16 protein-coding genes and 1 pseudogene are annotated in these 22159 nt (G+C 62.2%); 15 read left to right on the forward strand and 2 right to left on the reverse strand.

Features of this window, described 5'->3' with window-relative positions:
• Window positions 1-291: 291 nt before the first annotated feature.
• The 15 genes and pseudogenes from ABQJ48_RS18460 to ABQJ48_RS18535 form a co-directional block, all read left to right on the forward strand.
• Window positions 292-453, forward strand: a pseudogene (locus tag ABQJ48_RS18460) (GGDEF domain-containing protein); the annotation flags it as partial.
• A 106-nt stretch (window positions 454-559) separates the two neighbouring features.
• The gene (locus ABQJ48_RS18465; RefSeq protein ID WP_367839448.1) at window positions 560-871 is read left to right on the forward strand and encodes a diguanylate cyclase domain-containing protein; all 312 of its coding nucleotides are present in this window, start codon (window positions 560-562) and stop codon (window positions 869-871) included.
• A 622-nt stretch (window positions 872-1493) separates the two neighbouring features.
• Entirely contained in the window at window positions 1494-2177 is a 684-nt protein-coding gene (locus ABQJ48_RS18475; protein WP_367839449.1) for an HD domain-containing protein, read from the forward strand.
• Window positions 2178-2418: 241 nt separating this feature from the next.
• A complete protein-coding gene (locus ABQJ48_RS18480; RefSeq protein WP_367839450.1) occupies window positions 2419-3765 on the forward strand; it encodes an MFS transporter in 1347 nt (448 codons plus the stop codon).
• A 307-nt stretch (window positions 3766-4072) separates the two neighbouring features.
• Window positions 4073-4798, forward strand: coding sequence for an ABC transporter permease (locus ABQJ48_RS18485; protein WP_367839451.1), 726 nt, complete (start codon window positions 4073-4075; stop codon window positions 4796-4798).
• 2 nt (window positions 4799-4800) lie between these two features.
• On the forward strand, window positions 4801-5919 hold the full coding sequence (locus tag ABQJ48_RS18490) for an ABC transporter ATP-binding protein (RefSeq protein WP_367839452.1): 1119 nt from the start codon (window positions 4801-4803) through the stop codon (window positions 5917-5919).
• A complete protein-coding gene (locus ABQJ48_RS18495) occupies window positions 5916-6635 on the forward strand; it encodes an ABC transporter permease (RefSeq protein ID WP_367839453.1) in 720 nt (239 codons plus the stop codon). The genes ABQJ48_RS18490 and ABQJ48_RS18495 overlap by 4 nt, the downstream gene beginning before the upstream one ends.
• Window positions 6636-6671: 36 nt before the next feature.
• Window positions 6672-7568 (forward strand): glycine betaine ABC transporter substrate-binding protein, encoded by an 897-nt coding sequence (locus ABQJ48_RS18500; protein ID WP_367839454.1) that lies wholly within the window; start codon window positions 6672-6674, stop codon window positions 7566-7568.
• 35 nt (window positions 7569-7603) lie between these two features.
• Window positions 7604-8482, forward strand: coding sequence for a nitrilase-related carbon-nitrogen hydrolase (locus ABQJ48_RS18505; RefSeq protein WP_367839455.1), 879 nt, complete (start codon window positions 7604-7606; stop codon window positions 8480-8482).
• Between the two features lie 13 nt (window positions 8483-8495).
• Window positions 8496-9686: an acyl-CoA dehydrogenase family protein gene (locus ABQJ48_RS18510; RefSeq protein ID WP_367839456.1), complete on the forward strand. Its 1191-nt coding sequence runs from the start codon at window positions 8496-8498 to the stop codon at window positions 9684-9686.
• A gap of 18 nt (window positions 9687-9704) precedes the next feature.
• Window positions 9705-11279 (forward strand): class I adenylate-forming enzyme family protein, encoded by a 1575-nt coding sequence (locus ABQJ48_RS18515; protein ID WP_367839457.1) that lies wholly within the window; start codon window positions 9705-9707, stop codon window positions 11277-11279.
• Window positions 11280-11305: 26 nt separating this feature from the next.
• Window positions 11306-12106, forward strand: a complete 801-nt coding sequence (locus ABQJ48_RS18520; protein ID WP_367839458.1) for a crotonase/enoyl-CoA hydratase family protein — start codon at window positions 11306-11308, stop codon at window positions 12104-12106.
• Window positions 12107-12162: 56 nt separating this feature from the next.
• On the forward strand, window positions 12163-13284 hold the full coding sequence (locus ABQJ48_RS18525; RefSeq protein WP_367839459.1) for a GlxA family transcriptional regulator: 1122 nt from the start codon (window positions 12163-12165) through the stop codon (window positions 13282-13284).
• Window positions 13285-13541: 257 nt separating this feature from the next.
• Complete coding sequence (locus ABQJ48_RS18530; protein WP_367839460.1) at window positions 13542-17684, forward strand: CheR family methyltransferase; 4143 nt, start codon at window positions 13542-13544, stop codon at window positions 17682-17684.
• Between the two features lie 460 nt (window positions 17685-18144).
• Window positions 18145-19017: a proteasome-type protease gene (locus tag ABQJ48_RS18535; protein WP_367839461.1), complete on the forward strand. Its 873-nt coding sequence runs from the start codon at window positions 18145-18147 to the stop codon at window positions 19015-19017.
• A gap of 192 nt (window positions 19018-19209) precedes the next feature.
• Here the strand turns inward: ABQJ48_RS18535 and ABQJ48_RS18540 are convergent, their stop codons facing one another.
• A complete protein-coding gene (locus ABQJ48_RS18540; protein ID WP_367839462.1) occupies window positions 19210-20397 on the reverse strand; it encodes a porin in 1188 nt (395 codons plus the stop codon).
• A 453-nt stretch (window positions 20398-20850) separates the two neighbouring features.
• Window positions 20851-22137 carry a YihY/virulence factor BrkB family protein gene (locus ABQJ48_RS18545; RefSeq protein WP_367839463.1) on the reverse strand — a complete coding sequence of 429 codons (1287 nt, stop codon included), beginning with the start codon at window positions 22135-22137 and terminating at the stop codon, window positions 20851-20853.
• Between the last annotated feature and the right edge of the window lie 22 nt (window positions 22138-22159).

Below are 22159 nucleotides of genomic sequence, written 5' to 3' on the forward strand. Positions count from 1 at the left end.
TGGCGCTCAACGACTTGACGCCGGGCGAGTTTGCCCGGCAGCACAGCCTTCGGCCTACGGCCGAAGGCTCATGAAAGGCCTGACACTAACATTGCAATGTGTCCAGGAAACCCAAGCGGTTCAGCTGTCCACGTATCGCGCGCTATCGCCTGTGTAGTGGGGTGGGAGCATCAGACCGGCTTTTTTGAAGCGACGCCGATGAACACCGCATTCCTCGGTCTGGGCATATTGGCGCTGCCGTGTCTCTCGATTGGCGTGGTCATGCTTGCTCACGACCGGATGGCCGAGCGCATGGAGCGGCTCGCAAACGTCGACGGACTGACCGGTGCGCTAGTGCGCCGTGCTTTTCTTGTCGAGGCAGAGTCCTTGTTGCATAAGGCCATGAATGCGGAGCTGCGGCTGTCCATTGCAATTCTGGACCTCGACAAGTTCAAGACGATCAATGATGTACACGGGCATGCGGGCGGCGACCAGGCGCTTGCGCATTTCGCCTCGGCAATATCGAGCGGCTTAGGGACCTGCAGATCTGTTCGGTCGCCTTGGCGGCGAGGAATTCGCTGTGCTGTTCCTGTCCAGCGGGCAGGCCGACACCGTTCGTTTGATGGACGAGCTTCGCGCCAGTGTCGCCGCATCGCGTCTGACTACGCCATCCGGCGAAGTCGCGTACACCTTCAGCGCCGGCGTCGATGAGTATCACGAAGGGGATGCGTTGGCGACCATGATGGGCAGAGCAGACGCCGCGTTATACGCGGCCAAAGCGATGGGCCGCAACTGCGTTGTCGGTACGCTGTTGTCCGGCATCCGACCGGTCGACGATGCGCTGAGCGAGAACACGGGTGAGGAAACAACGCAGGTGCGTGAAGATCGCTGAGCTTTGATTCTGTTTCCGGCGCGCTTTGCTGTCGAATGCTTGAGCCACTGGTCGGCATAGGTCATGATCGTGGCCGTCTTGGGAGCCCCCGCTCATTGTCCAGTAGCCCAATGGGACTCGCGCAGTGCTTCGGCGTGACCGTCTGACGCCAACACCGTCCCAGGAACCACGAAGGCGAGGAGTGCGGCCATACGTTTGGTTCAGCCATTGCTCAACTTCGGTTCCCGCCACGATGTCCCCGACTTCTCGCAGCAACGGTAGACACCGGTCAATCAGTTCCTCTCGCGAGCCCTCCTTGTCGCAAGCTCGAAGCCGCCGTTCTCACGGCGTGCGCTACCAGTAGCAGGGAAGTCCACGGAGTCAAACTCTGGCAGGAAATGCTGTTTTATTGGCCGTGTTGCAGGTACGGATCAGTTTGAAAACGACTTGAGACAAGCCAATACTATGGGTGCGGGCTTTCCCTTCGAGGGATTTGACGATTCACAACAGGCGTCGGTAGTACGGTAGAAGAGACGACTGGCAATCCGAATGTTTCGAGAAGCAAAAGCTCAATTCTCAACGTTGCTTGCGCAGCCATCCGGACGATGGACGGCGCAACGAAGCACCTATTGGAGCAACCAAAATGACGACGATCGCAGGAATCAAGATTCCCGACAGCGCGATGGCACGTGCGGCCACTGAACTCGTTCGCGACACAGAGTCGGACCTGCTTTTCCATCACTCCACCCGCGTGTTTCTGTTCGGTGCCCTCGCCGGGCAACGCAAACAGTTGGAGTACGACCCGGAGCTTCTGTACATCGGCGCGATGTTCCATGATATGGGACTTACCGAGCAATTCCGCACGTCGCAGAATCGTTTCGAAGTGGATAGCGCGAACGCGGCACGCAGCTTCCTTCAGCAGCACGGCATTCATGAAGGGGACATCGATCTCGTGTGGGATGCTGTCGCCCTGCACACTACACCGGGCATTCCGCCGTTCAAGAAACCCGTGGTACAACTCGTTACTGCGGGGGTCGAAATGGACGTGCTCGGCCTGGCATACGACGAGTTCACGGAGGAACAGCGTAAGCTGGTGGTGGCTGCCCACCCTCGCGGGGAGAACTTCAAGGAGCAAATAATCAATGCGTTCGATGAGGGAATGAAGCACCGGCCCGATTCGACGTTTGGCACAGTCAACGACGACGTGCTTGCGCTGAAAGACCCGAGTTTTCGTCGCATGAACTTCTGCAGCATTATTCTGGGAAATGCGTGGAACGACTCGCACTACGCATGTGCTTGCAACGACCCGGGACATCATCACAGCTGAAAGGAACCGTGCCTTTTGAGGCACCTTCCATTGCAACGCCTACCGGGCGTCAGCAAAAGTTATCCTCCCACATCGGATAACCGCGCCAGTGCCGGTGCCAATCCAAACAGAATGTCGTTATTCTGCCAGCGGACGTCGTATTGGCGACATGCCGGCAAGGCGGCGGACCGCTACATTCGGAGGTAGAAAGCCCCCAACGTCGGTAAACCGTGCCGCGCAGGACGAACGAGACTCAGCACGAATGAAACAGGCACCGGAACCGGCTGTTTGCCGGCCAACGGGCGCGTCCTTTTTAACGGACGCGCTACCGCTCGCCGATCGCGGTCAAAGTGCCGCTCCCCATAGCGCCGCGGTCGAAACGGGCGTGCCGGCGGGCAGCGTCGGGCCAGCTGCTTCCGTTATGAAGCCTGCGCCGGCCGCCGGAAGCTTGCGCTCCACCGCGGTCCTGCTCCTGGGCTACGCGATTCTCATCACCGGTAACGGCCTGCTGGGCACGCTCATCTCGCTGCGCCTGATTCAGCAGCAGTCGTCGGCGATTGTAGTGGGTGTCGTGCAGTCGGCGTATTACATCGGCTTCCTGCTTGGCGCCGTGTATGGCGGCGCGCTGATTGGGCGCGTCGGTCATCACCGCGCGTTCGTCGCATTGGCCGCGTCCTCGGCATGCTGCGCCCTCGGCTACGCGGTTTGGGGCGCGGCCGCGATGTGGGTCGTACTGCGCCTCGTCACGGGCTTTTGTCTCGTCGGCATCTTCACTGTGGTCGAAAGCTGGCTGCATCAGGTCGCGAGCAACGCGCAACGGGGCCGCGTGTTCTCGGCCTACCTGATCACCAATTATCTCGGCGTCGGCACCGGGCAGTTCCTGATCGGGCTCGCGGACCCGGGCGGCTTCGAGCTCTTTAGCGCAGTCGCAGCTTTGTTCACGGCGTCATTGATTCCCGTCGCGCTCGCAGGCACCGCGCCCGCCAGCGCGCCCGATGCGTGTAGCGCAGCGTTCGGCTCGCGTCTCGCGCGCGGCCTGTCGGGGCTACAGACCATCTATCGTTGGGCGCCGCTCGGCGTGGTCGCGTGTCTGTCGGCAGGCGCGCTCAATAGCGCGTTCTATACGATGCAACCGGTGTTCATGCGGCGCGTCGGCTATCCGGTGCCCGATGTGTCGCACTTCATGGGCTTCGCGCTGCTTGCCGCGCTCTTGCCGCAATGGCCTGTCGCGCGGTTGGCCGACCGGTTCGACCGGCGCAAGGTGTTGCTGTGTCTCGCTGTCATCGCCGGGTCCCTGAGCGTGCTGTTGTTCCTGCTGCGCGATGACGGGCTGATCCGTGCCTTCGGCTATCTCTACGTGGCGGTGGCCTTTTCCATGTACGGCGTGGTCACGTCGTACGTCAACGACTGCATTCCTTCGGACCAGCGCATCGCCGTCAGCGCCGGCCTGCTGCTGATCTTTTCGGTAGGCGCAAGCGCCGGCCCGACGCTCGCCTCCGCGACGATGGCAGTGGCGGGCCCCGCCGGTCTTTATCTGTTCACGGCGCTCGTCACAGGCACGCTCGCCACGCTGACGATCCGCAGCCTTGTGCGTCAGCAAGCGGGCTAACGCAAGCCGCGCCTGCGGCCAGGCGAAAGGGCGCCGCGACTCGTCGCACGGCAGGTCCTCGTCAGGCCCCCTTTTTCCAATTCTCCGAAACGCTGCAAAGTTGCGAGCTGTCGCTTCCAGGACGGGGATTACCCTTAATCGCCACTTGGTCAAATCCCCAGCCTGCAAGGGAAACCGGCCGACAGAAAACCGACATGTCGCATTCGTGACAAACGACGTCGAAAGCAGATGAAGGGTTTCAAATTTTGTCCGGATATCTTTTGCGCATGGCGAAGCACACCGACACGCAGCGCGAAACGGAGAGAACGTGGAAACCCTTGCTTTCATGCTCGACAACATGGCGTCGATCATCAGGCTCACCGTCGATCACATCGAGATCGTCGGCGTCGGTGTCGGCCTGGCTATCGTCACTGGCGTGCCGCTCGGCATTGCGATCACGGCCAATGCACGCGTCGCGAGAATCGTGTTGTACCTTGCGGCGATCCTGATGACCATTCCGTCCGTCGCACTATTCGGCCTGATGATTCCAATTCTGTCGATGATCGGCCAGGGTATCGGCTTTCTGCCGACAGTCATCGCGCTCTTTCTCTATTCGCAACTGCCGATCGTGCGCAATACGTACACGGCGATTACGAACATCGATCCTGCATTGCGCGAAGCCGCGCGCGGCATCGGCATGACGACGCGCCAACGCTTGTGGAAGGTGGAGATTCCCATCGCGCTGCCCATCATCATGGCGGGGGTCCGCATGGCCGTGGTGATCAATGTCGGCATTGCCGCCATCGCCGCTTATATCGGCGCCGGTGGGCTCGGCAAGCTGATCAGCCGCGGCATATCCCAATCTGACCCGCGTCAGCTGATTGCCGGCGCGATTCTCGTGAGCCTTCTTGCCATCGCCGCCGATTTCGGCCTCGGCTGGGTGCAACGTCTGCTGACGCCCAAGGGCCTTCGCAGCCCGTCGCGTACCGGCCGGCTTGCGTTGCGTCTCGGCGCGTGGGCGTCGTTCCGTAAATCTCCTCATCACGCGCAATAACCATGATCAAGCTCTCCAGCATCTCGAAGCGCTACGAAGGCGCGAGCGCCCCGGTGGTCGACGGCATCGACATGGAAGTCGGCGCGGGCGAAATCTGCGTGTTGCTCGGCCCCTCAGGCTGCGGTAAAACGACCACGCTGAAAATGATCAACCGTCTGATTCAGCCGAGCTCGGGCAAGATTTTCATTGACGGCCGTGATACGGATGAATTCGAAGTCGTCGAATTGCGGCGCCAGATCGGCTACGTGATTCAGCAAATCGGGCTTTTTCCCAACATGACGGTCGAGGAAAACATCAGCGTGGTGCCGCGCCTGCTGGGCTGGGACAAGGCGAAGGCTAGGCGCCGCGCGGCCGAACTGCTGGAGATCGTGGCGCTGGATCCGGCGATCTATTTGTCCCGCTATCCAAAGGACCTTTCCGGCGGCCAGCAGCAACGAGTCGGCGTGGCCCGCGCACTGGCGACCGACCCGCCCGTCATGCTGATGGACGAACCGTTCGGCGCAATCGATCCGATCAACCGCGAGCTGATCCAGGACGAGTTTCTGCGCATCCAGCAGCAGGTGAAAAAGACGATCATGTTCGTGAGCCACGACATTGACGAAGCCGTGAAGATGGCCGACCGCATTGCCATTTTTCGCGGCGGCAGGCTGGAACAGTTCGATACGCCCGACACGATTCTCGCGAGACCCGCGAGCCCGTTCATTGCCGGCTTCGTCGGTGCGGACCGCGCCTTGAAGCGGCTGCGCCTCGTGCGGGCCAAGGACGCTTTGTCCGCCTGCGAGTGTGCCGCCCGTGTGGGCGACAGCAGCGACCGTGCGCGGGCATTGCTCGAACGGCACGGCGTCGAACAGATCGTTCTGCTCGATGCCGCCGGCAAGCCGCAAGGCTGTCTCGGCGCTGCCGAGCTCGGTGCGATCGAGGGCTCGCTCATGGCTGCGCATGCAAAACCGGTGCAAGGCGTGGCGCGTCATAACGACGATTTGCGCAGCGTGATTTCCTCGATGTTCGCGCTCGGGCAATCCTGGTTGCCCACCGTCGACGACGAGGGCCGTTTCGTCGGTTACGTGAATCAGGCGCATATCGTCGACATGCTGCGCCTGCCCCCGGAGACGTGCGCATGAGAACACTGCTTTCACGCTGCGCTGTCGGGTTCGCCTGCATTGCGCCGATGCAGGCGCGCGCGGACAACTGGCTTGCATCGATTGCGCAATATCGCAGCGATATTATTTACCAGTCCATCCAGCAGATGACGATGGTCGCCATTGCAGGCGGGCTCGCAATTGTCGTCGCCGTGCCGCTCGGCGTCTATCTGAGCCGTGAGTCGGTCAAACAGGCGCGGGTCGGTCACGCGGTCTTGCAGACCCTGAACATGGGTCAGGCCGTGCCGAAACTCGCACTTCTCGCGCTCGCCATGAGCGTGCTCGGCATAGGACACTGGCCGTCAATCTTCGCGCTATGGGTGGCGACCTTGCTCCCGATCGTGCTGAACACGCTGGAAGGCTTGCGCGCCGTGCCGCGCGCGCTCATCGAAGCCGCCACTGGCATGGGCATGACACCCAGGCAGGTTTTATTGCGCGTCGAATTGCCCAATGCGCTTTATGTGATCTTCGCGGGCATTCGCACCGCACTCGCAATTACCGTCGGCACGGCGCCGCTCGCGTTCCTTGTCGGCGGCGGCGGACTTGGCGAACTGATTTTTACCGGCATCGATATGAACGATTTTTCGATGCTGCTGGCGGGCGCGATTCCCACCGCGGTGCTCGCGGTTCTCACCGACGTGCTCGTCGGCCAGATGCAGGCGCATCTGGTGTCGCGCGGCGTCACACCCCAACGCTAGTTCAATCACACGCATACGCGTTTCTTCGAGGACATCATGAACACTACGTTTTTCAAGCGGGCCTGCGCGTTCGTCGCTGTTTCTTTTGCGTCCTGCTGGGCCATCAGTTGCGCGGCGGCCAATGTCGTGGTCGGCGGCAAGAATTTTACGGAACAGCAACTGCTCGCCGAAATGACGACCGAGTTATTGCAGGCAAAGGGCTTCACCGTCACGAAGAAGGACGGCTTGGGCAGCGCAGTGCTGCGAGCGGCGCAGGAGAACGGACAGGTCGACGTGTATTGGGAATACACGGGCACCTCGCTCATCACGTACAACAAGATCGATGACCGCCTGTCGCCGGAAGACACTTACAAGAAGGTCAAGCAACTCGATGCAGCAAAGGGGTTGGTATGGCTCGATCCTTCCCGTGCGAATAACACCTATTCGTTCGCAATGAATCAGGACGAAGCGAAGAAACTGGGCATCGTGACGCTGAGCGATCTTGCGAAGGCCATCAAGTCCGGCAAGACGTTGAGCTTTGCGTCGAATTCTGAGTTTTATGCGCGCCCGGACGGGCTGCGTCCGCTGCAAAAGCTTTATGGCTTCGAATTTTCGCAGGACGAAGTCAAGCGGATGGACTCGGGTCTGACGTACCAGGCGCTCAAGGACCGTCAGGTCGACATCGCGCTCGTTTTCGCCACCGATGGCCGCGTGCCCGCATTCAACTTCGTCATTCTCAAGGACGACAAGGGCTTTTTTCCCTCCTATGCGCTGACGCCCGTCATCCGCAAGGCGACGCTCGATGCGAACCCGAAGCTCGGCCCGATCCTGAACTCGCTTTCGGCAAAGCTCGACGCGCCGACCATGGCACGTTTGAACGCATCCGTCGACGTGCAAAAGAAATCGTTCAGCGAAGTCTCGCATGACTTCCTGAAGCAGGCGGGTCTGCTGTAACGCTCGAGATTCGCCCCTACCTGAGAGAACAGAACATGCCTTCGTCTTCCCTCAACGCGCCGCGCGACGCCGCGCTGAAAGTCGCCGCCGCGCAGATCGACAGTTCATACGGCGATCTCGACACCAATCTCGCGAAGCACCTGGCCATGATCGACGAAGCGCGTCAGCGCGGTGTCGCCATGCTGCTGTTTCCGGAATTGTCCTTGTGCGGCCATAGCGCGGGCAAGGACGCGCCGCAGCTTGCAATGTATGCCGATGATCCGGCCATTGCGGCGCTTGCAGAAGCGAGCGTCGACATTCATACGTCGTTCGGTTTCATCGAAGAAGCGCCCGGCGGCCAGTTCTACAACAGCCAGGCAACCGTGACGCGGGGGCGGACCGTGCACGTGCATCGCAAGATTCAACTGGCGACGTACGGCAAGCTGCGCGATGGCCTGTACTACGCGCCGGGAGCGGATCTCGGCGCGTTCGGAATCGGCCGAAACTGGCGCGTCGCCACGCCGATCTGCAACGACCTGTGGAACCCGGCTCTCGTGCACGACCTGATGTGCGACGGCGTGACGCTGCTGGCCGCCCCGATCAGTTCGGCGCGCGAAGCGGTGGGCGGCAGCTTCGACAATCCGTCCGCATGGGAACTGAACCTGCGCTTCTATGCAGTGACCTACGGCGTGTCCGTGGTCATGGCGAATCGCGTCGGCACCGAAGGCATGCTGCGTTTCTGGGGTGGCTCGCGCATTCTCGATGCATTCGGCAATACGGTCGCGACGGGTTCGACTACCGACGAAGAACTGGTGGTCGGCGAACTCGACTATGCAGCGCTGCGCGAAGCGCGCTTCCTGCTGCCGACCGTGCGCGATGCACGCGTCTATGCCGCGCGCGGCATTCGTGCAGCGCATTCACCTGTCAACACTTGATGCGTCGTCCGCCATGCAAGATTTCCTCCTGACCGACGAAGACCGCGCGTTCCGCGCCGAGGCGCGGGCTTTTCTGCAACGCGAACTCGCGCCGCGCGCCGCCGATATCGAAGACCGCCGCGACTGGGACGCCGTCAAACGCGTGGTGCGAGCGCTCGGTGAAGCGGGCTATTTGCGGCTGATGTTCGCCGACCTGTATCGCGGCTCGCTGACAAAGCCCGGTCTCACGCACGCGACGATACTGTCCGAAGAAGCGTCCGCCATCAACTATGCATTTGAAACGACCATCGCAACGGCCTTGAGTTGTGCCTATCCGCTGCACCGGCACGCGACGAGGCAAGTGCGCGATGTGTATCTCGAACCCATTCTGGATGGCCGCGCGATCGGCGCGATCTGTGTGACCGAGCCCGGCACGGGGAGCGATTCCGCCGACATGCAAACGCGCGTCGAATACGACGCACGCACCGATGAATGGGTCATCAACGGCTTCAAGCGCTATATCTCGAACGCGTCGGTCGCGGACGTCTATATCGCGTACGGCATCACGCCGCGCGATGGGTTGCAGAGGCCGGGCATCACCGCCGTGGCCGTGCCCAAAGACGCGCGCGGGATCAGCTTTCCGCGCAACTATACGTTCATGGGCCGGCACGGCTGCATCGTCGGCGAAGTGAAGTTCGACGATTGCCGGGTCAGCGCCGATCACCTGCTGGGTACGGTGGGCGAGGGCTTTACGATCATGCGTGGCATGTTCAACTTCGAGCGCGCGATCCTGGGCGGCTCCGGCCTCGGCGTCGCGCGTAGTGCGTTCGAAATCGCGCGTGCCCATGCGCAAAGCCGCAGGACGTTCGGGCAGTTCCTCGGCTGCAAGCAACTGATCTGGGACAAGATCGCGCAGATGAGCTGGCGCATCGACGCGGCCGAACTCATCACCTATCGCGCGACGAAGATGTACGACACGGGCGCCGACGGCAAGGCGCTGATGAAGGAAGCGGCAATGGCCAAGCTGGTCGCCACCGAGACGGCGAACTTCTGTGTCAACGAAACCGTGCAGATACTGGGTGGCGACGGTCTCACCAAGGAATACGGCCGGGCCGAACAGCTCTATCGCGACGCGCGCGCGCTGACGATTGTCGGCGGAACGTCGGAAATGGCGAAATACCTGATCGCTTCGCGCGATCTCCCCGATCTGAAGATCAACCTCTGAGCGCATTCCATTTCCATCATGCTGACCATTACCTCGCTGTTCGAAAATACGGTAGCGAAATACCCCGACCGCCTCGCGCTGGTCTGCGGCGACGCGCGCTTGACCTACGCGCAATGGGACGTGCGCGTGCGCGGACTCGCGCAGGCGCTGTTCGACCTGGGCGCGCGGCAAACGGACCGCATCGCCATTTTTCAAAAGACCTCCGACGCCACGGCCACCGCTTATCTTGCCTGCCAGCTGCTCGGCGCGATTGCCGTCCCGATGAACTACCGGATGTCCGCGAACGAAGCCGCGTTCGTCATCCGCGATGCCGGCGCGCGCGTGCTGATTTACGACGATTCGATGCAGTCCGTCGTCGCGAAGATCGAACAGGCTCTGCCCGATCTGCGCATCTATGTGCGTGTCACGGGGCACGGCAGCCACGACGACGAACCCGATCGCCACGATGCGCCTTCGCATCATCACGATTTCGACGCGCTGATCGACAGCACGCGCCATCGCGATGCGCCGTTGCCTCCGCTTGCGCCCGACGACATCTCGGCGCTCGTGTACACGTCGGGCACGACGGGGCGCCCGAAAGGCGCGATCCACACGCATGGCAACGACGTGGCGATCGCCACGAACTGCGTGATGGAGTACAGCCTGACCAGCAATGATTCGGCGCTGCATATCGCGCCGCTTTACCACGTTGGCGGCATGCAGGCGTATTTCATGCCGCACCTGATGGTCGGTGCAGCCAACATCGTGCTGCCGCGTTACGATCCAGAGCGCACGCTTGCGGCCATCGGGCAACATCGCGTCACGACGCTCTTTGCCGTGCCGACGCAGATACAGGACATGCTGTTTCACCCCGCATTCAGCGGCAGCGACCGCAGCAGCCTGCGGATGATTACCACGGGCGGCGCGGCCATTCCCGCCGCAGCGATGCAACGGGTGATCGACGAGTTCTGTCCGAACGTGTACAACGGCTACGGCATGACGGAAGCCAGCCTCACGCTGCTGCTGCACCCGCGCGATGCGCTCTCGCGCCTGGGCTCCTGCGGCAAGCCGACGCTGATCAGCACATGCCGGATCGTGACGAACGACACGGAGCGCGCCGTGCCTTCCACCGAAGGCGTCGCTCCCGGCGAAGTGGGCCAACTGATCGTGCGCGGCCCGCAACTGGCGCGCGCATACTGGAACAATCCCGTCGAAACGGCGAAGAAGTTTCGCGACGGCTGGCTTTATACGGGCGATCTGTTCAGCGTCGACGCGGGCGGCTATTTCCACTTCCACGGCCGGGCCGACGACATGATCGTCTCGGGCGGCGAAAACATCTATCCGCGCGAAGTCGAAGAGGTGCTGTATCACTGCCCGGGCGTCCAGGAGGCCGCGGTGATCGGCGTGCCGGACGCGAAGTGGGGCCAGGCGGTGACGGCCTTCGTGGTGCGCAGCGACAGCCATTTGACGGAAGACGCGATCATCGCGTTCTGCAAGGCGAGTGACGACCTCGCGCCGTATAAGCGGCCCAAAAGAGTGCTATTCGTGGACCGTTTGCCGCTGAACCCGAGCGGCAAGGTGCTGCGGCGTGAACTGGCCGCTTCGGTGGCTTAGAATCTTTTGCGAACGGGAACTTGATCATGAACGAACCGGTACTTTACGAACTGGATGGCGGCGTCGCTACGATCACGCTGAACCGCGCGGAAACGCGCAACGCACTCACCGAAATGGAAGTGGTGGATGCGCTCGTGGCGAGCCTCGATCGCGCGCAAGCCGATCTGAACGTCCGCGCCATCGTGCTGACGGGCGCGGGTCCCGCCTTCTCCTCGGGCGGCAACATCAAACACATGCGCGACGAGCTCGGCACGTTCGCCGGCAACTCGGCGCAAATACGCGAGAGCTACCGGCGTGGCATCCAGCGCATTCCACGCGCGTTTCATGAACTGGACGTGCCTTGCATCGCCGCGGTCAACGGACCGGCGCACGGCGCGGGCTGCGATCTCGCGCTGATGTGCGATATCCGTATCGCAGCCGAGAGCGCGCTGTTCGCGGAAAGCTTTGCAAAGATCGGCATTATTCCCGGCGACGGCGGCGCGTGGTTGCTGCCACGCGCGATCGGCCTCTCGCGCGCCGCGGAGATGATCTTTACGGGTACGCCTATCGATGCTCAATGCGCGCTCGCCTGGGGCCTCGTGTCGCGGGTCGTGCCCGACGCGGAGCTGCTGTGCGCAGCAAAGGAACTGGCCGCGCGAATCGCCAGCAATCCGCCCAACGTGCTGCGCATGAGCAAGCGCCTCATCCGCGAAGGACAGCGGACTGACCTGCCGAGCCTGCTGGAACTGTCGGCCGCTTTCCAGGGCATCGCGCATCGCACGGCGGATCATCGCGAGGCGCTCGCCGCGACTTTCGAGAAGCGCGCGCCGAACTACACGGGCGATTGATCCCGGCCTCGTCGGCAGATGCGCATACATGAGGCGATGGACCGGCGAGGCGCAATATGCGACAGTTTCCCCACCTTGGCCAATCCAGCATCGACATGCGCAGGAAAATCAGCGACGAGAGGCCGCAAGCGGCCGCGGCGAGTCATTTGAAGCGGCCTGTGGCGGAGGAGGGCGGACCCGCCGCCGCGCCCACGGAAAGGACGGCGGATCCGAGCCACGAGCGGCCGGCCGACACTCAACGCATCGGTTTTTTTCTGGTACCCAACTTCTCGATGATGGCGCTCAGCTCCGCGAGCGAGCCGCTGCGCGCGGCCAACCGGATGAGCGGCAAGCCGCTGTATAGCTGGCACCTGATCAGCGCGGACGGCGAGCCGGTGTCGTCCAGCTCCGGATTTTCGCTACAGCCTGAATCGGCAATGACTTCATCGATTGCTGTCGACCAACTGTTCGTGGTGGCGAGCATCGGCGTCGAGAACTACCGCAACGAGCGAGTGTTCGAGTTTTTGCGACGCTATGCCGCGACAGGCAAACCGCTCGGCGGTGTGAGCCTCGGCACGATGATCCTGGCGCGCGCCGGGCTGCTCGACAAGCGGCGCTGCACCATTCATTGGGAAGCGTTGAAAGCACTCGCCGACGAATTTCCCTCGTTGGCGATCACGCGCGACCTCTACTGCATCGACGGTGACCGACTGACGTGCGGCGGCGGCACTGCCGCAATCGATCTGATGCTCGACGTGATCGCGCGCGCGCATAACCATCGGCTTGCCGCGGATGTCGCCGACCAGTTTCTGCATACCCGCATTCGTGCGTCGCAGGAAAGCCAGAAGATGGCGATTCAGTGGCGCTATGGCATCGAAGACCGGCGCATCGTCAATGCGATCACGCTGATGGAGCAGAACATAGAACGCCCGGTTCCCGTGCAGACGCTCGCGTCGCTGGTCGGCATTTCGCCTCGGCAGTTCGAACGTATGTGGCTCAAGCACTTCGACATGGGGCCCTCGCAGTTCTATCTGGGCGTGCGGCTCAAGGCGGCGCAAAAGCTCCTGCATGAATCGACATCTTCCATCTTCGACATTGCGATGCAGTGCGGATTCGCCAGCGCCTCGCATCTGGGGCGGTGTTATCGGAAGGTCTTTGACGCCACACCCGGACAGGAACGTACTGCCAAGGGCAAGTGACGCTGGCGCGGCGGCAGACATACGTGAATACCGCGCCGGCGCAGCAGCGGGGCGCTGACGATCGATCGGGTGCTTCGAAACAAACGGTCACGCCGTTACCGACGGTCGCTGGGTTCCCGTCGGCTCCATCCACGCCTACGGTCGGTGAACGCCGGCCGCAGCATGCGTCCGGCAATCACCAGAAACCTCCCGCCGAACCCTTCCCGTCGCATATCAGACTAAACTGATGGAAATTTGCTCCTGGTTGTCTTCGTAAGATGGAAAAACGAGATCCCGCCGCAGAAGACCGGACTGGGGCGCTTCCCGGGGCCTCGGCGCTTGACTTCCCGATCGTCGGCATGGGTGCATCGGCAGGCGGGGTTCAAGCCTTGGTCCGATTCTTCGAGCACATGCCACGGGACCCGGGCATGGCGTTCGTAATCGTGCTTCATCTTTCGCCTTCGCACGAAAGCCAGGCCGACAGCGTCCTGCGGCGCGTCACCCAGATGCCGGTGTTGCAGGTGACCGGCGCTACGCCGATTGAGAAAAACCACGTTTATGTTATTTCTCCGGCGACCGCGCTGTCGATGACCGACGGCTATCTGTCCGTGACGCCGGTCGAGCGGGGACGCGGCAGGCCAGCCGCGATCGACCTGTTCTTTCGCAGCCTCGCCGACGCACACGGCGAGCGTGCGATCAGCGTCATTCTGTCGGGGTCGGGCAGCGACGGGGCGGTGGGCATCGGCCGCATCAAGGAACGTGGCGGGATCACCGTGGCCCAATCGCCGGAGGATGCCGAGTATGGCGACATGCCGGCCAACGCCACGGCAACCGGGCAGGTCGACATTGTCCTGCCCGTTGCCGACATCCCGCAGAAGCTGATCGAGTTGAGCAAGAACGCTCGCGCGATAACTGTTCCGTCCGCCGACGCCAAGCCCAACGGGACCTCAGGGAACGACGCAGAAGACGAAACCGTGTCGGCAGAGCATGCGCTACAACGCATCCTGAAGGCGCTGCGCGTGCGCACCGGGCATGACTTCCGGCACTACAAGCGGGCCACGGTATTGAGGCGGATCGAGCGCCGTTTGCAGGTGAACGGCCTGCCAGACCTGCCGGCCTATCAGCGCTTCGTCGAAACGCATATGGACGAGACCGGCGCGCTGCTTCGCGACATGCTGATCGGGGTGACCAACTTCTTTCGCGACCGCGAGGCGTTCGAGGCCGTCGAGCGCGAAGTGGTGCCCGCCATCATCGCGAGCAAGGCGGACTCCGACTCTGTTCGGGCATGGGTCGCCGGCTGCTCCACGGGTGAAGAGGCCTACTCTCTCGCCATGCTGTTCAGCGAGCGCACGGCCGAGGGCACCGAGTTACCGAAGCTGCAGATCTTCGCCACGGACCTCGACCAGCAGGCGATAGAAGTCGCGCGCACCGGCAGCTACCCTGAGTCGATTTTGACCGATATTCCGCCTTCACGCCTGCGGCGTTTCTTTACGCTGGAGCGAGGCCGATACGTGATCAACAGGGCGCTGCGGGAAACCGTGCTGTTCGCGCCTCACAACTTGCTGTGCGATCCGCCTTTCTCGCACCTCGATCTCGTGTCGTGCCGCAACCTGCTGATCTATCTCGACCGGAGCGTGCAGCGTCAGGTGCTGGAAACGTTCCATTTCGCGCTTCAGCCAGGTGGCTTGCTGTTTCTGGGCAGTTCGGAGTCGGCGGACATCGCGGAAGATCTCTTCAGCACGGTCGACAAGAAGAACAGGATCTTTCGGGCGAGGATCCTGCCCACGAAGGTGCCGTCGATCTCGTCGCCGGCTGTGACGGGCAATCAGGCCGCCGCGCCGCGCCCGCTCGCACCGGCACCCATGCGCGATCCGGGAAGCCTCACTTTTGCGAGCCTGCATCAGCAGGCGATCGAACGCTATGCACCGCCGAGCGTGCTGGTCGACCACAACGCCGAGATCCTGCACATGTCCGACGACGTCGGGCGCTTCCTGCGACATGTCGGTGGCGAGCCTTCGCACAATCTGCTCACGCTCGTCACCCCTGAGCTGGGTCTTGAATTACGCACCGCGCTCTTTCAGGCGCTGCAAAACGGCAAGAGCGTCGATGCCGAGCGGGTGCGGTTCTCGCGCGGCGCCACGCATTCGTACGTGAACATGACGGTGCGTCCGTTCCACGACGCCACGAACTCGGCCGTGTTCTGTACGGTTTTCTTCGATGAAGTCGAGGAGACGACGCGGCCCGATGAAGCAGCGCAAGACAGCGCGGACCACAATCCCGTCGTGACGCACCTCGAGGGCGAATTGCATCGCACCAAGGAACTGCTGCGACTGAGCGTTGAGCAATCCAACGCATCGAACGAGGAACTGAAGGCTTCGAACGAAGAACTTCAGGCGATCAATGAAGAAATGCGCTCGGCGACCGAGGAACTCGAAACGAGCAAGGAAGAGCTCCAGTCGGTCAACGAGGAACTCGTCACCGTCAATAGCGCGCTTCAGGCCAAGGTCGAAGAAACGGTGAAGGCCAACGACGATTTGCAAAACCTCATTGCGTCGACGGGCATCGCCACCATTTTTGTCGACAGCGAGATGCGTATCAAGCGATTCACGGCGCCCGCTGTCGGATTGTTCAACCTGATCGAAACGGACGTTGGTCGTTCGTTGTTCGACCTGACGCATCGCCTCGTCTATCCGGAGCTGGCCGCCGATGCGAGCGCTACTTTTCAAAGCCTGCAGATTACGCAACGTGAAGTCAGCACGACGAGCGGTGAATGGTATCTGGTTCGGCTGCTGCCTTATCGCACCGGCGAAGACCGCATCGACGGCGCGGTGCTGACGCTGATCGACATCACGGAGCGACGCCTTGCGCAGCAGGAGGTTCGTTTGGGCGAGGAGCGGCTCAAGCTTGCTGCACTCGCTACCGACGACTACGCGATCATCGTCCAGGATCTGGACGACAGGATCGTTAGCTGGAACAGGGGCGCGCAGCGTGTGTTCGGTTATGACGAACAGGAAGTACTCGGCAAGCCCGTCGATCTGATCTTCACGCCGGAGGATCGCGCGCAAAATGTCGCCCGTCGGGAACGTGAGACCGCAAAGGCGACGGGTCGGGCGGAAGACGAACGGTGGCATCAGCGCAAGGATGGAAGAAGAATCTACTGCAGCGGGGTGATGACCACAATCACCAGCGAAGGCTTCAGCGGATTGGCCAAGATCGTCCGCGACATGACCGACAGGAAGAGCGTGGAGAGCCAACAGCAGATGCAACTCGAGCTGGAGCGAGCGACGCGTGCCCAGGCCGAATCCATCAACCGCCAGAAGGACGAGTTCTTCGCCGTACTGTCACAGGAGCTCAAGAATCCGCTGAACCTCATCCACGTCAAGGCCGAGCTGCTCAGCCGTGCGCCCGATGCACGGCATATTCCTCTCGTGCAGAATGCGGCCCAGGCCATCCAGCGCTCAGTGATCAGTCAGGCAAAAATCATCGACGATCTTCTCGATCTGTCCCGGGTGCGCACTGGAAAGCTCGCCCTGAACTTCGCCGACGTCGATCTGGCGGCCGTCGTTCGCTCTGTAACCGAAGCCTGCGCCAGTGATGCGGAGAAGAACGGCATCGCCTTGAGTACGTCCGGGATCGACACTGCGCTTGTCATTCAGGCTGACTCCGTGCGCGTCGAACAGATGCTGTGGAATCTTCTTCGCAACGCTGTCAAGTTCACACCGCCCGGGGGCAGTGTCAGGGTTGCGCTATCCGAAGATAATCGCTTCGCCTGTATTGAAGTGAAAGACTCGGGCAAGGGCATTGCGCCGGAGTTCCTGCCCAAGGTCTTCGACATGTTCAGTCAGGCGGAGCGCAGCGTCAAACGAAACAGCAGCGGACTCGGGATTGGCCTGTCGCTGACGAAGCAACTGGCTGAAATGCATGGCGGGAGGATCGAGGGGGAATCGGCCGGGATCGATCGGGGAGCGTGTTTCCGGTTGTGGTTACCCAAGCATTCTCCTTTTGCCATGCGCTCGACGTCGCAGGGTGTTGCCGACGCCAGCATCCTCAAGGGGCTCAGAGTCCTGCTGGTCGACGATTCGATCGAAGGCCTCGAGGCGTTTGGCGCGCTGCTCCAAATCGAAGGCGCCCAGGTCACCGTCGAGTCCAGTGCGCAAAAGGCACTTGCTCTGACCGAGGATCGTCAATTCGATCTGATTCTGTCGGACATCGCCATGCCTGACATGAGCGGGTACGAGCTGATCGAGGCACTGCGCAAGCAGCCGAATATGGCCAAGGTTCCTGCCATAGCGTTGACGGGGTTCGGACGTGATCAGGATGCCGCGCGGGCGTTGCGTGCCGGGTTCGATGCGCATCTGGGCAAACCGGTAACCTTGAGCGTGTTACTGCATGTCATCGGAGCGACTATGCGGCAGCCATAGCAAGTTGGCTCTTTCGAGTCGATTCCACAATGGGTCGCGAGCATGCATTGGCGAACATCGAGACATGACATTCGCGGCCATCGGTATGCGAACGCCAGGAAAGTGACCGAAGCGTCCTCACCGACGCAGTCCTCTGAACGACGGCAATTGCACGAGCTATGGCCGACAGCAGCATTGCGGCCATGCGGGCAATGCGTCGAGCACCACGCCCATCAGCCTCTTGTCGCCGCAGCGTAACGCGGCGCGCAGCTACGATGTCAGCGTCGATTCGAGTGTGCGATAGACCGCAGCCATCTCCTGGTTACTGCGACCGGCAGCAAGGATGGGGCGTATCGCGGCAACACGTTCTCGCCGAGGTGATGCGGCAGGACGCCGTGGTACAGTGATTAAACATAGACGGTTGATTTTCAATGGTAAATTTTATTCTGGCCAGACGGCCCCGGACGTCAAGGAACGAGAGATGACATATTGCGTCGCGATGTCCGTCGATGACGGACTCGTGTTCCTCTCGGACACGCGCACCAATGCCGGCGTCGATCACATCAGCACTGCGCGCAAGATGTCGGTGTTCGAGCAGCCGGGTGAGCGCATGCTCGTGCTGCTGGCGGCCGGTAATCTGTCGCTCACGCAAGCGGTGCTGCACGAGTTGTCCGAGCCGACCGACGCGGCGTCGCCCACCCTCTGGAGCGCCACCACGATGGCGGATGCCGCCCGCGTGGTCGGCCACGCGGTGCGATGCGTGCATCAGCGAGAGGCGCCGGCGCTGCGGGAATTCGGCGTCGAGTTCAATTGCAGCTTCGTTCTCGGCGGGCAGATTGCGGGGAATCGGCCGCGCCTGTTCATGATCTACGCGGCCGGCAATTTCATCGAAGCGTCGGCGGTAAACCCGTATTTCCAGATCGGCGAGGCGAAGTACGGCAAGCCGATCATCGACCGCGTGCTGACGCCATCCACGCCGCTCGACGAAGCAGCCAAGTGCGCGCTGATCTCCATGGACTCGACCTTGCGCTCCAACTTGTCGGTGGGCTTGCCGCTCGATCTGCTGGTCTATGAGAAAGACTCGCTGCAGGTGACGCGTTTCGTCTCGATCGACCACGACAACGCGTACTTCGACATGATCCACAGCACGTGGGGCGAACAGTTGCGCCAGGTGTTCGGCGCAATTCCAGATCCCGACTGGCAGGACGTGTCCAACCTCCCGTCGTTGCAGCGCGAGCGGGCCCTGGTGCTGCATCGCGCGCCGGTGGGCGCCGACGGCATCGAGCATGAACTCGACGCAAAACCCTCGCAGACGCTGGCCCAGGCGGACAAAGCGAAGGTGCAGCGGCGCTAGGACCCAGTCATCCGACACGAGGACGGCCGGCCAATCCGCTTGCGAATTCGTGCCGGCGGGCTTTTCCTTTGCCGCCGCCACTGAACCCGCCCGCGACGCGGCAAAAAAGTCAGGACGAAAAAAAGCCAGCCATCGGCAGTGCCTTTGGCTGGCTTTTTACTACGTCGCTCTCAGCTACGTAGCAAGTCCCGATCAGAACTTGTGACGGATACCGACGCTGACCATGACCTGGTTGCTGGTGCTCGACTGGTTGCCGTACGAACCGATCGAAGCGGTCGCGGAAGCGAGGCCGCCGCCCGGAATACGCTGGTCGCCGCTAGCATGTTGCCATGCGCCGACTGCGTAGAAGTCCGTGCGCTTGGACAGCGAGTAGTCCGCGCCCAGCGACACCTGGTTGTACGTCGCCGATGCGTCGCCCGTGCCGCGCGTGTACGCGTAGCCGACGCCCAGCAGCGCTGCCGGCGTGACCTGGTAGCCCAGGTAAGCGCGGCCGATGTTGAACTTCTGCGTCGAACCGAAGCCCGACGATGCATCCGGCTTGTACAGCGCGTTGCTGTAGCTCAGGCTGCCCGTGAAAGGACCCGTCACGTACTGGACGGCTGCCGAAGCGATGCCGATCGACTTGGCTGCAGCGTAAGCGGAGTTGATGCCTGCATTCGCCGGGAAATTGGAGTCGAACGTAGCGCCAGGCGCTGCGGTACCGGCCCAGCCGCCTGCTGCCGCGCGTGTAGCCGCCGAAGCTGCGTTGCTTGCGTGCAAGTAGCCACCAGCGACGCTGAACGGACCCGTTGCGAAGGTTGCCGCGCCCGCCCACGTCTGGCCCGAACCCGTCGCGCCCGCGACGCCGCCCAGTGCGTACAGGCCTTCGACCTGGAAGCCCGACCAGACCGGCGACACGTACTTGAGCGCGTTGGTCACGCGGAAGCTGTTGTCGTTGTTGTCGAGGTCACCCGGCGTTGCGAACGTGCTGCCGAAGTAGTTGTCGCCCGTCAGCGGCTGGACCATGTCGACGAGCGGGTCATATTGACGACCAGCCGTGAACGTGCCCCATGCGTCGCCCGTCAAACCGACGTAAGCTTGACGGCCGAACAGCGAACCGCCTTGCTGAAGCTTGCCGTTGTTGATGTCGAAGCCATTTTCCAACTGGAAGATTGCCTTCAGCCCGCCGCCCAGGTCTTCCGTGCCCTTCAGGCCGAAACGGTTACCTTGAAGGTTGCCGCCGAACAGTTGCACGAGGCTACCGCCGCGGGGGGTCGCGTTGTTGACGTACTGGACCGATTCGTCCAGCAAACCGTAAAGGGTGACGCTGCTTTGAGCATGTGCCACGCCGGTGGCACCCAGAAGCGCCAGCGAGAGGCTAGACAGTGCGATACGTTTCATCCATTTCTCCACGCAGATGATTAGTCGTTGTTGCGCAAAGGAGAATAGCGCACCGCGTCCGCCGGTAAGAACAGGAAAAAAAAGAGTGTCTCTAAAAACCGACAATCCGCGCAACGCCTTGTATTTAAAGCCACTTATGGATAGTTGCGATTTGCGCAATAGTCATTCATGGACCAGGCATTATTGTTGTTTCGTCGACAGTTACAGGAGTGTTAAACGCATCTTACGCATTGATTTGTAGGCTTTATGTAATGAAGTCGTCTAACGCTGTTGGCCATTTCATTAAAATCCGTCAATGCGCATTTACGAGCGATCAACGTGCGAGTGGACAGAAGCGATGCGTTGTGACCAATGGAGGTGCGACCGTCCTGGCAGAGAGTGCAACCAACTGCCGCCGGTAACGACGCCCGCGGGGGTAACAGCGTGCGGCTTCGCGGCAGCTTCGGGAAGCGGTCAGCGATGGGGGCCGGAGTCCTCGCTGTTGCGGCGAATTGCAACCGCAGCGGCCAGGCCGGCGACCGCGGCCAGCATCACCGAGGTCCACGGGTTACGCCTCACGTAGCGGTCGGCCAGCCTGGCATTGCGGCCCGTTTCGATTAACGCGAGCGCCGCCAGTCGCGTGGCCTGTGCTTCCGCGTGCACGACGCCGCGCGCCACGCTCATGGCGCTCGAGAGTGCGCCAGCGTGGCTGTCGGCTTGCAGGGGCAAGACGCCCGCCGCGCGAGGCGCGTCGGGCCGGGGCGTGCCGGGGGTGCCGTGGGCGGCACGCGCTTGCGCGTATCCCGGAACAGTCGACGCCGCCAGCACCGACGCAAGCTTCGCGCGGCTGCCCGGCGGCCCGTTGCTCTGGAGGCCACCGCCGCCTCGCGGGTCGCTGGCACGTGCGCGGGCCGCCGCGAATTCCGCGCCGAGCAGCAGCACGGCAGCCGAGAAGTACAGCCACATCAGCAGCACCGCGAGCGAACCCGCCGCGCCGAACGAAGACGCCATGCCCGCGCGCGCTAGATAAAGTGCGAAGAGTTTCTTGCCCGCGGAAAACAGCACGGCGGCCACGATCCCGCCAACCAGCGCATCGCGCCAGCGCACCCTGGCGTTTGGCAGGAACTTGAGCAACCCGGCAAACGCGAACGCCAGCACCACCAGGCCGACCCCGAGTTGCAGCAGGTTGCCGATCACCACGTAGGGTGAGTCGCCCCACAGCCAGTTGCCGACAAAGGTGATGAGCGTATCGAGCACGAGCGAGACGATCAGCAGAAAGGCGACGCCCAGCACCAGTCCGAACGAAATGAGGCGCACCCGCACCAACGCGATCACGCTCGACGTGTGCGGCCCCGTGTAGGGCCACACCTGGTTGAGCGCGGTATTGAGCGACGAGAACGTGGCCGATGCGCCGATCGCCAACGCCGAGAACGAAATGATCGCCGCGATGCCGCCGGCACTGCCGTTGTGATGCGCGTTCTCGACGATGGTCTGCACGCCCGCCGCGGCCTGGTCGCCGAGCAGCCCGTTGATGTGGTGGTACAACTCGCCGCGCGCGGCGGCCGCGCCGAAAAACCAGCCGGCCACCGCGATCACCATGACGAGCGTCGGCGCGAGCGAAAACGCCGCATAAAAAGCGATGCTGGCGGCCATGGCGGCGCAGCGGTCGTCGGCGAACTGCCTGAAAGCGCTGATTGCCCAGTTGGCCTGCTTGCGGGCCGCATGCTGGAGGTTGTCCGCGGAAAGGCTGTCGATGTCCATGGTCGTGCTTCTCAAGGGAGTA

This window comes from Paraburkholderia suaedae (assembly GCF_040812055.1).
Lineage (GTDB): Bacteria > Pseudomonadota > Gammaproteobacteria > Burkholderiales > Burkholderiaceae > Paraburkholderia.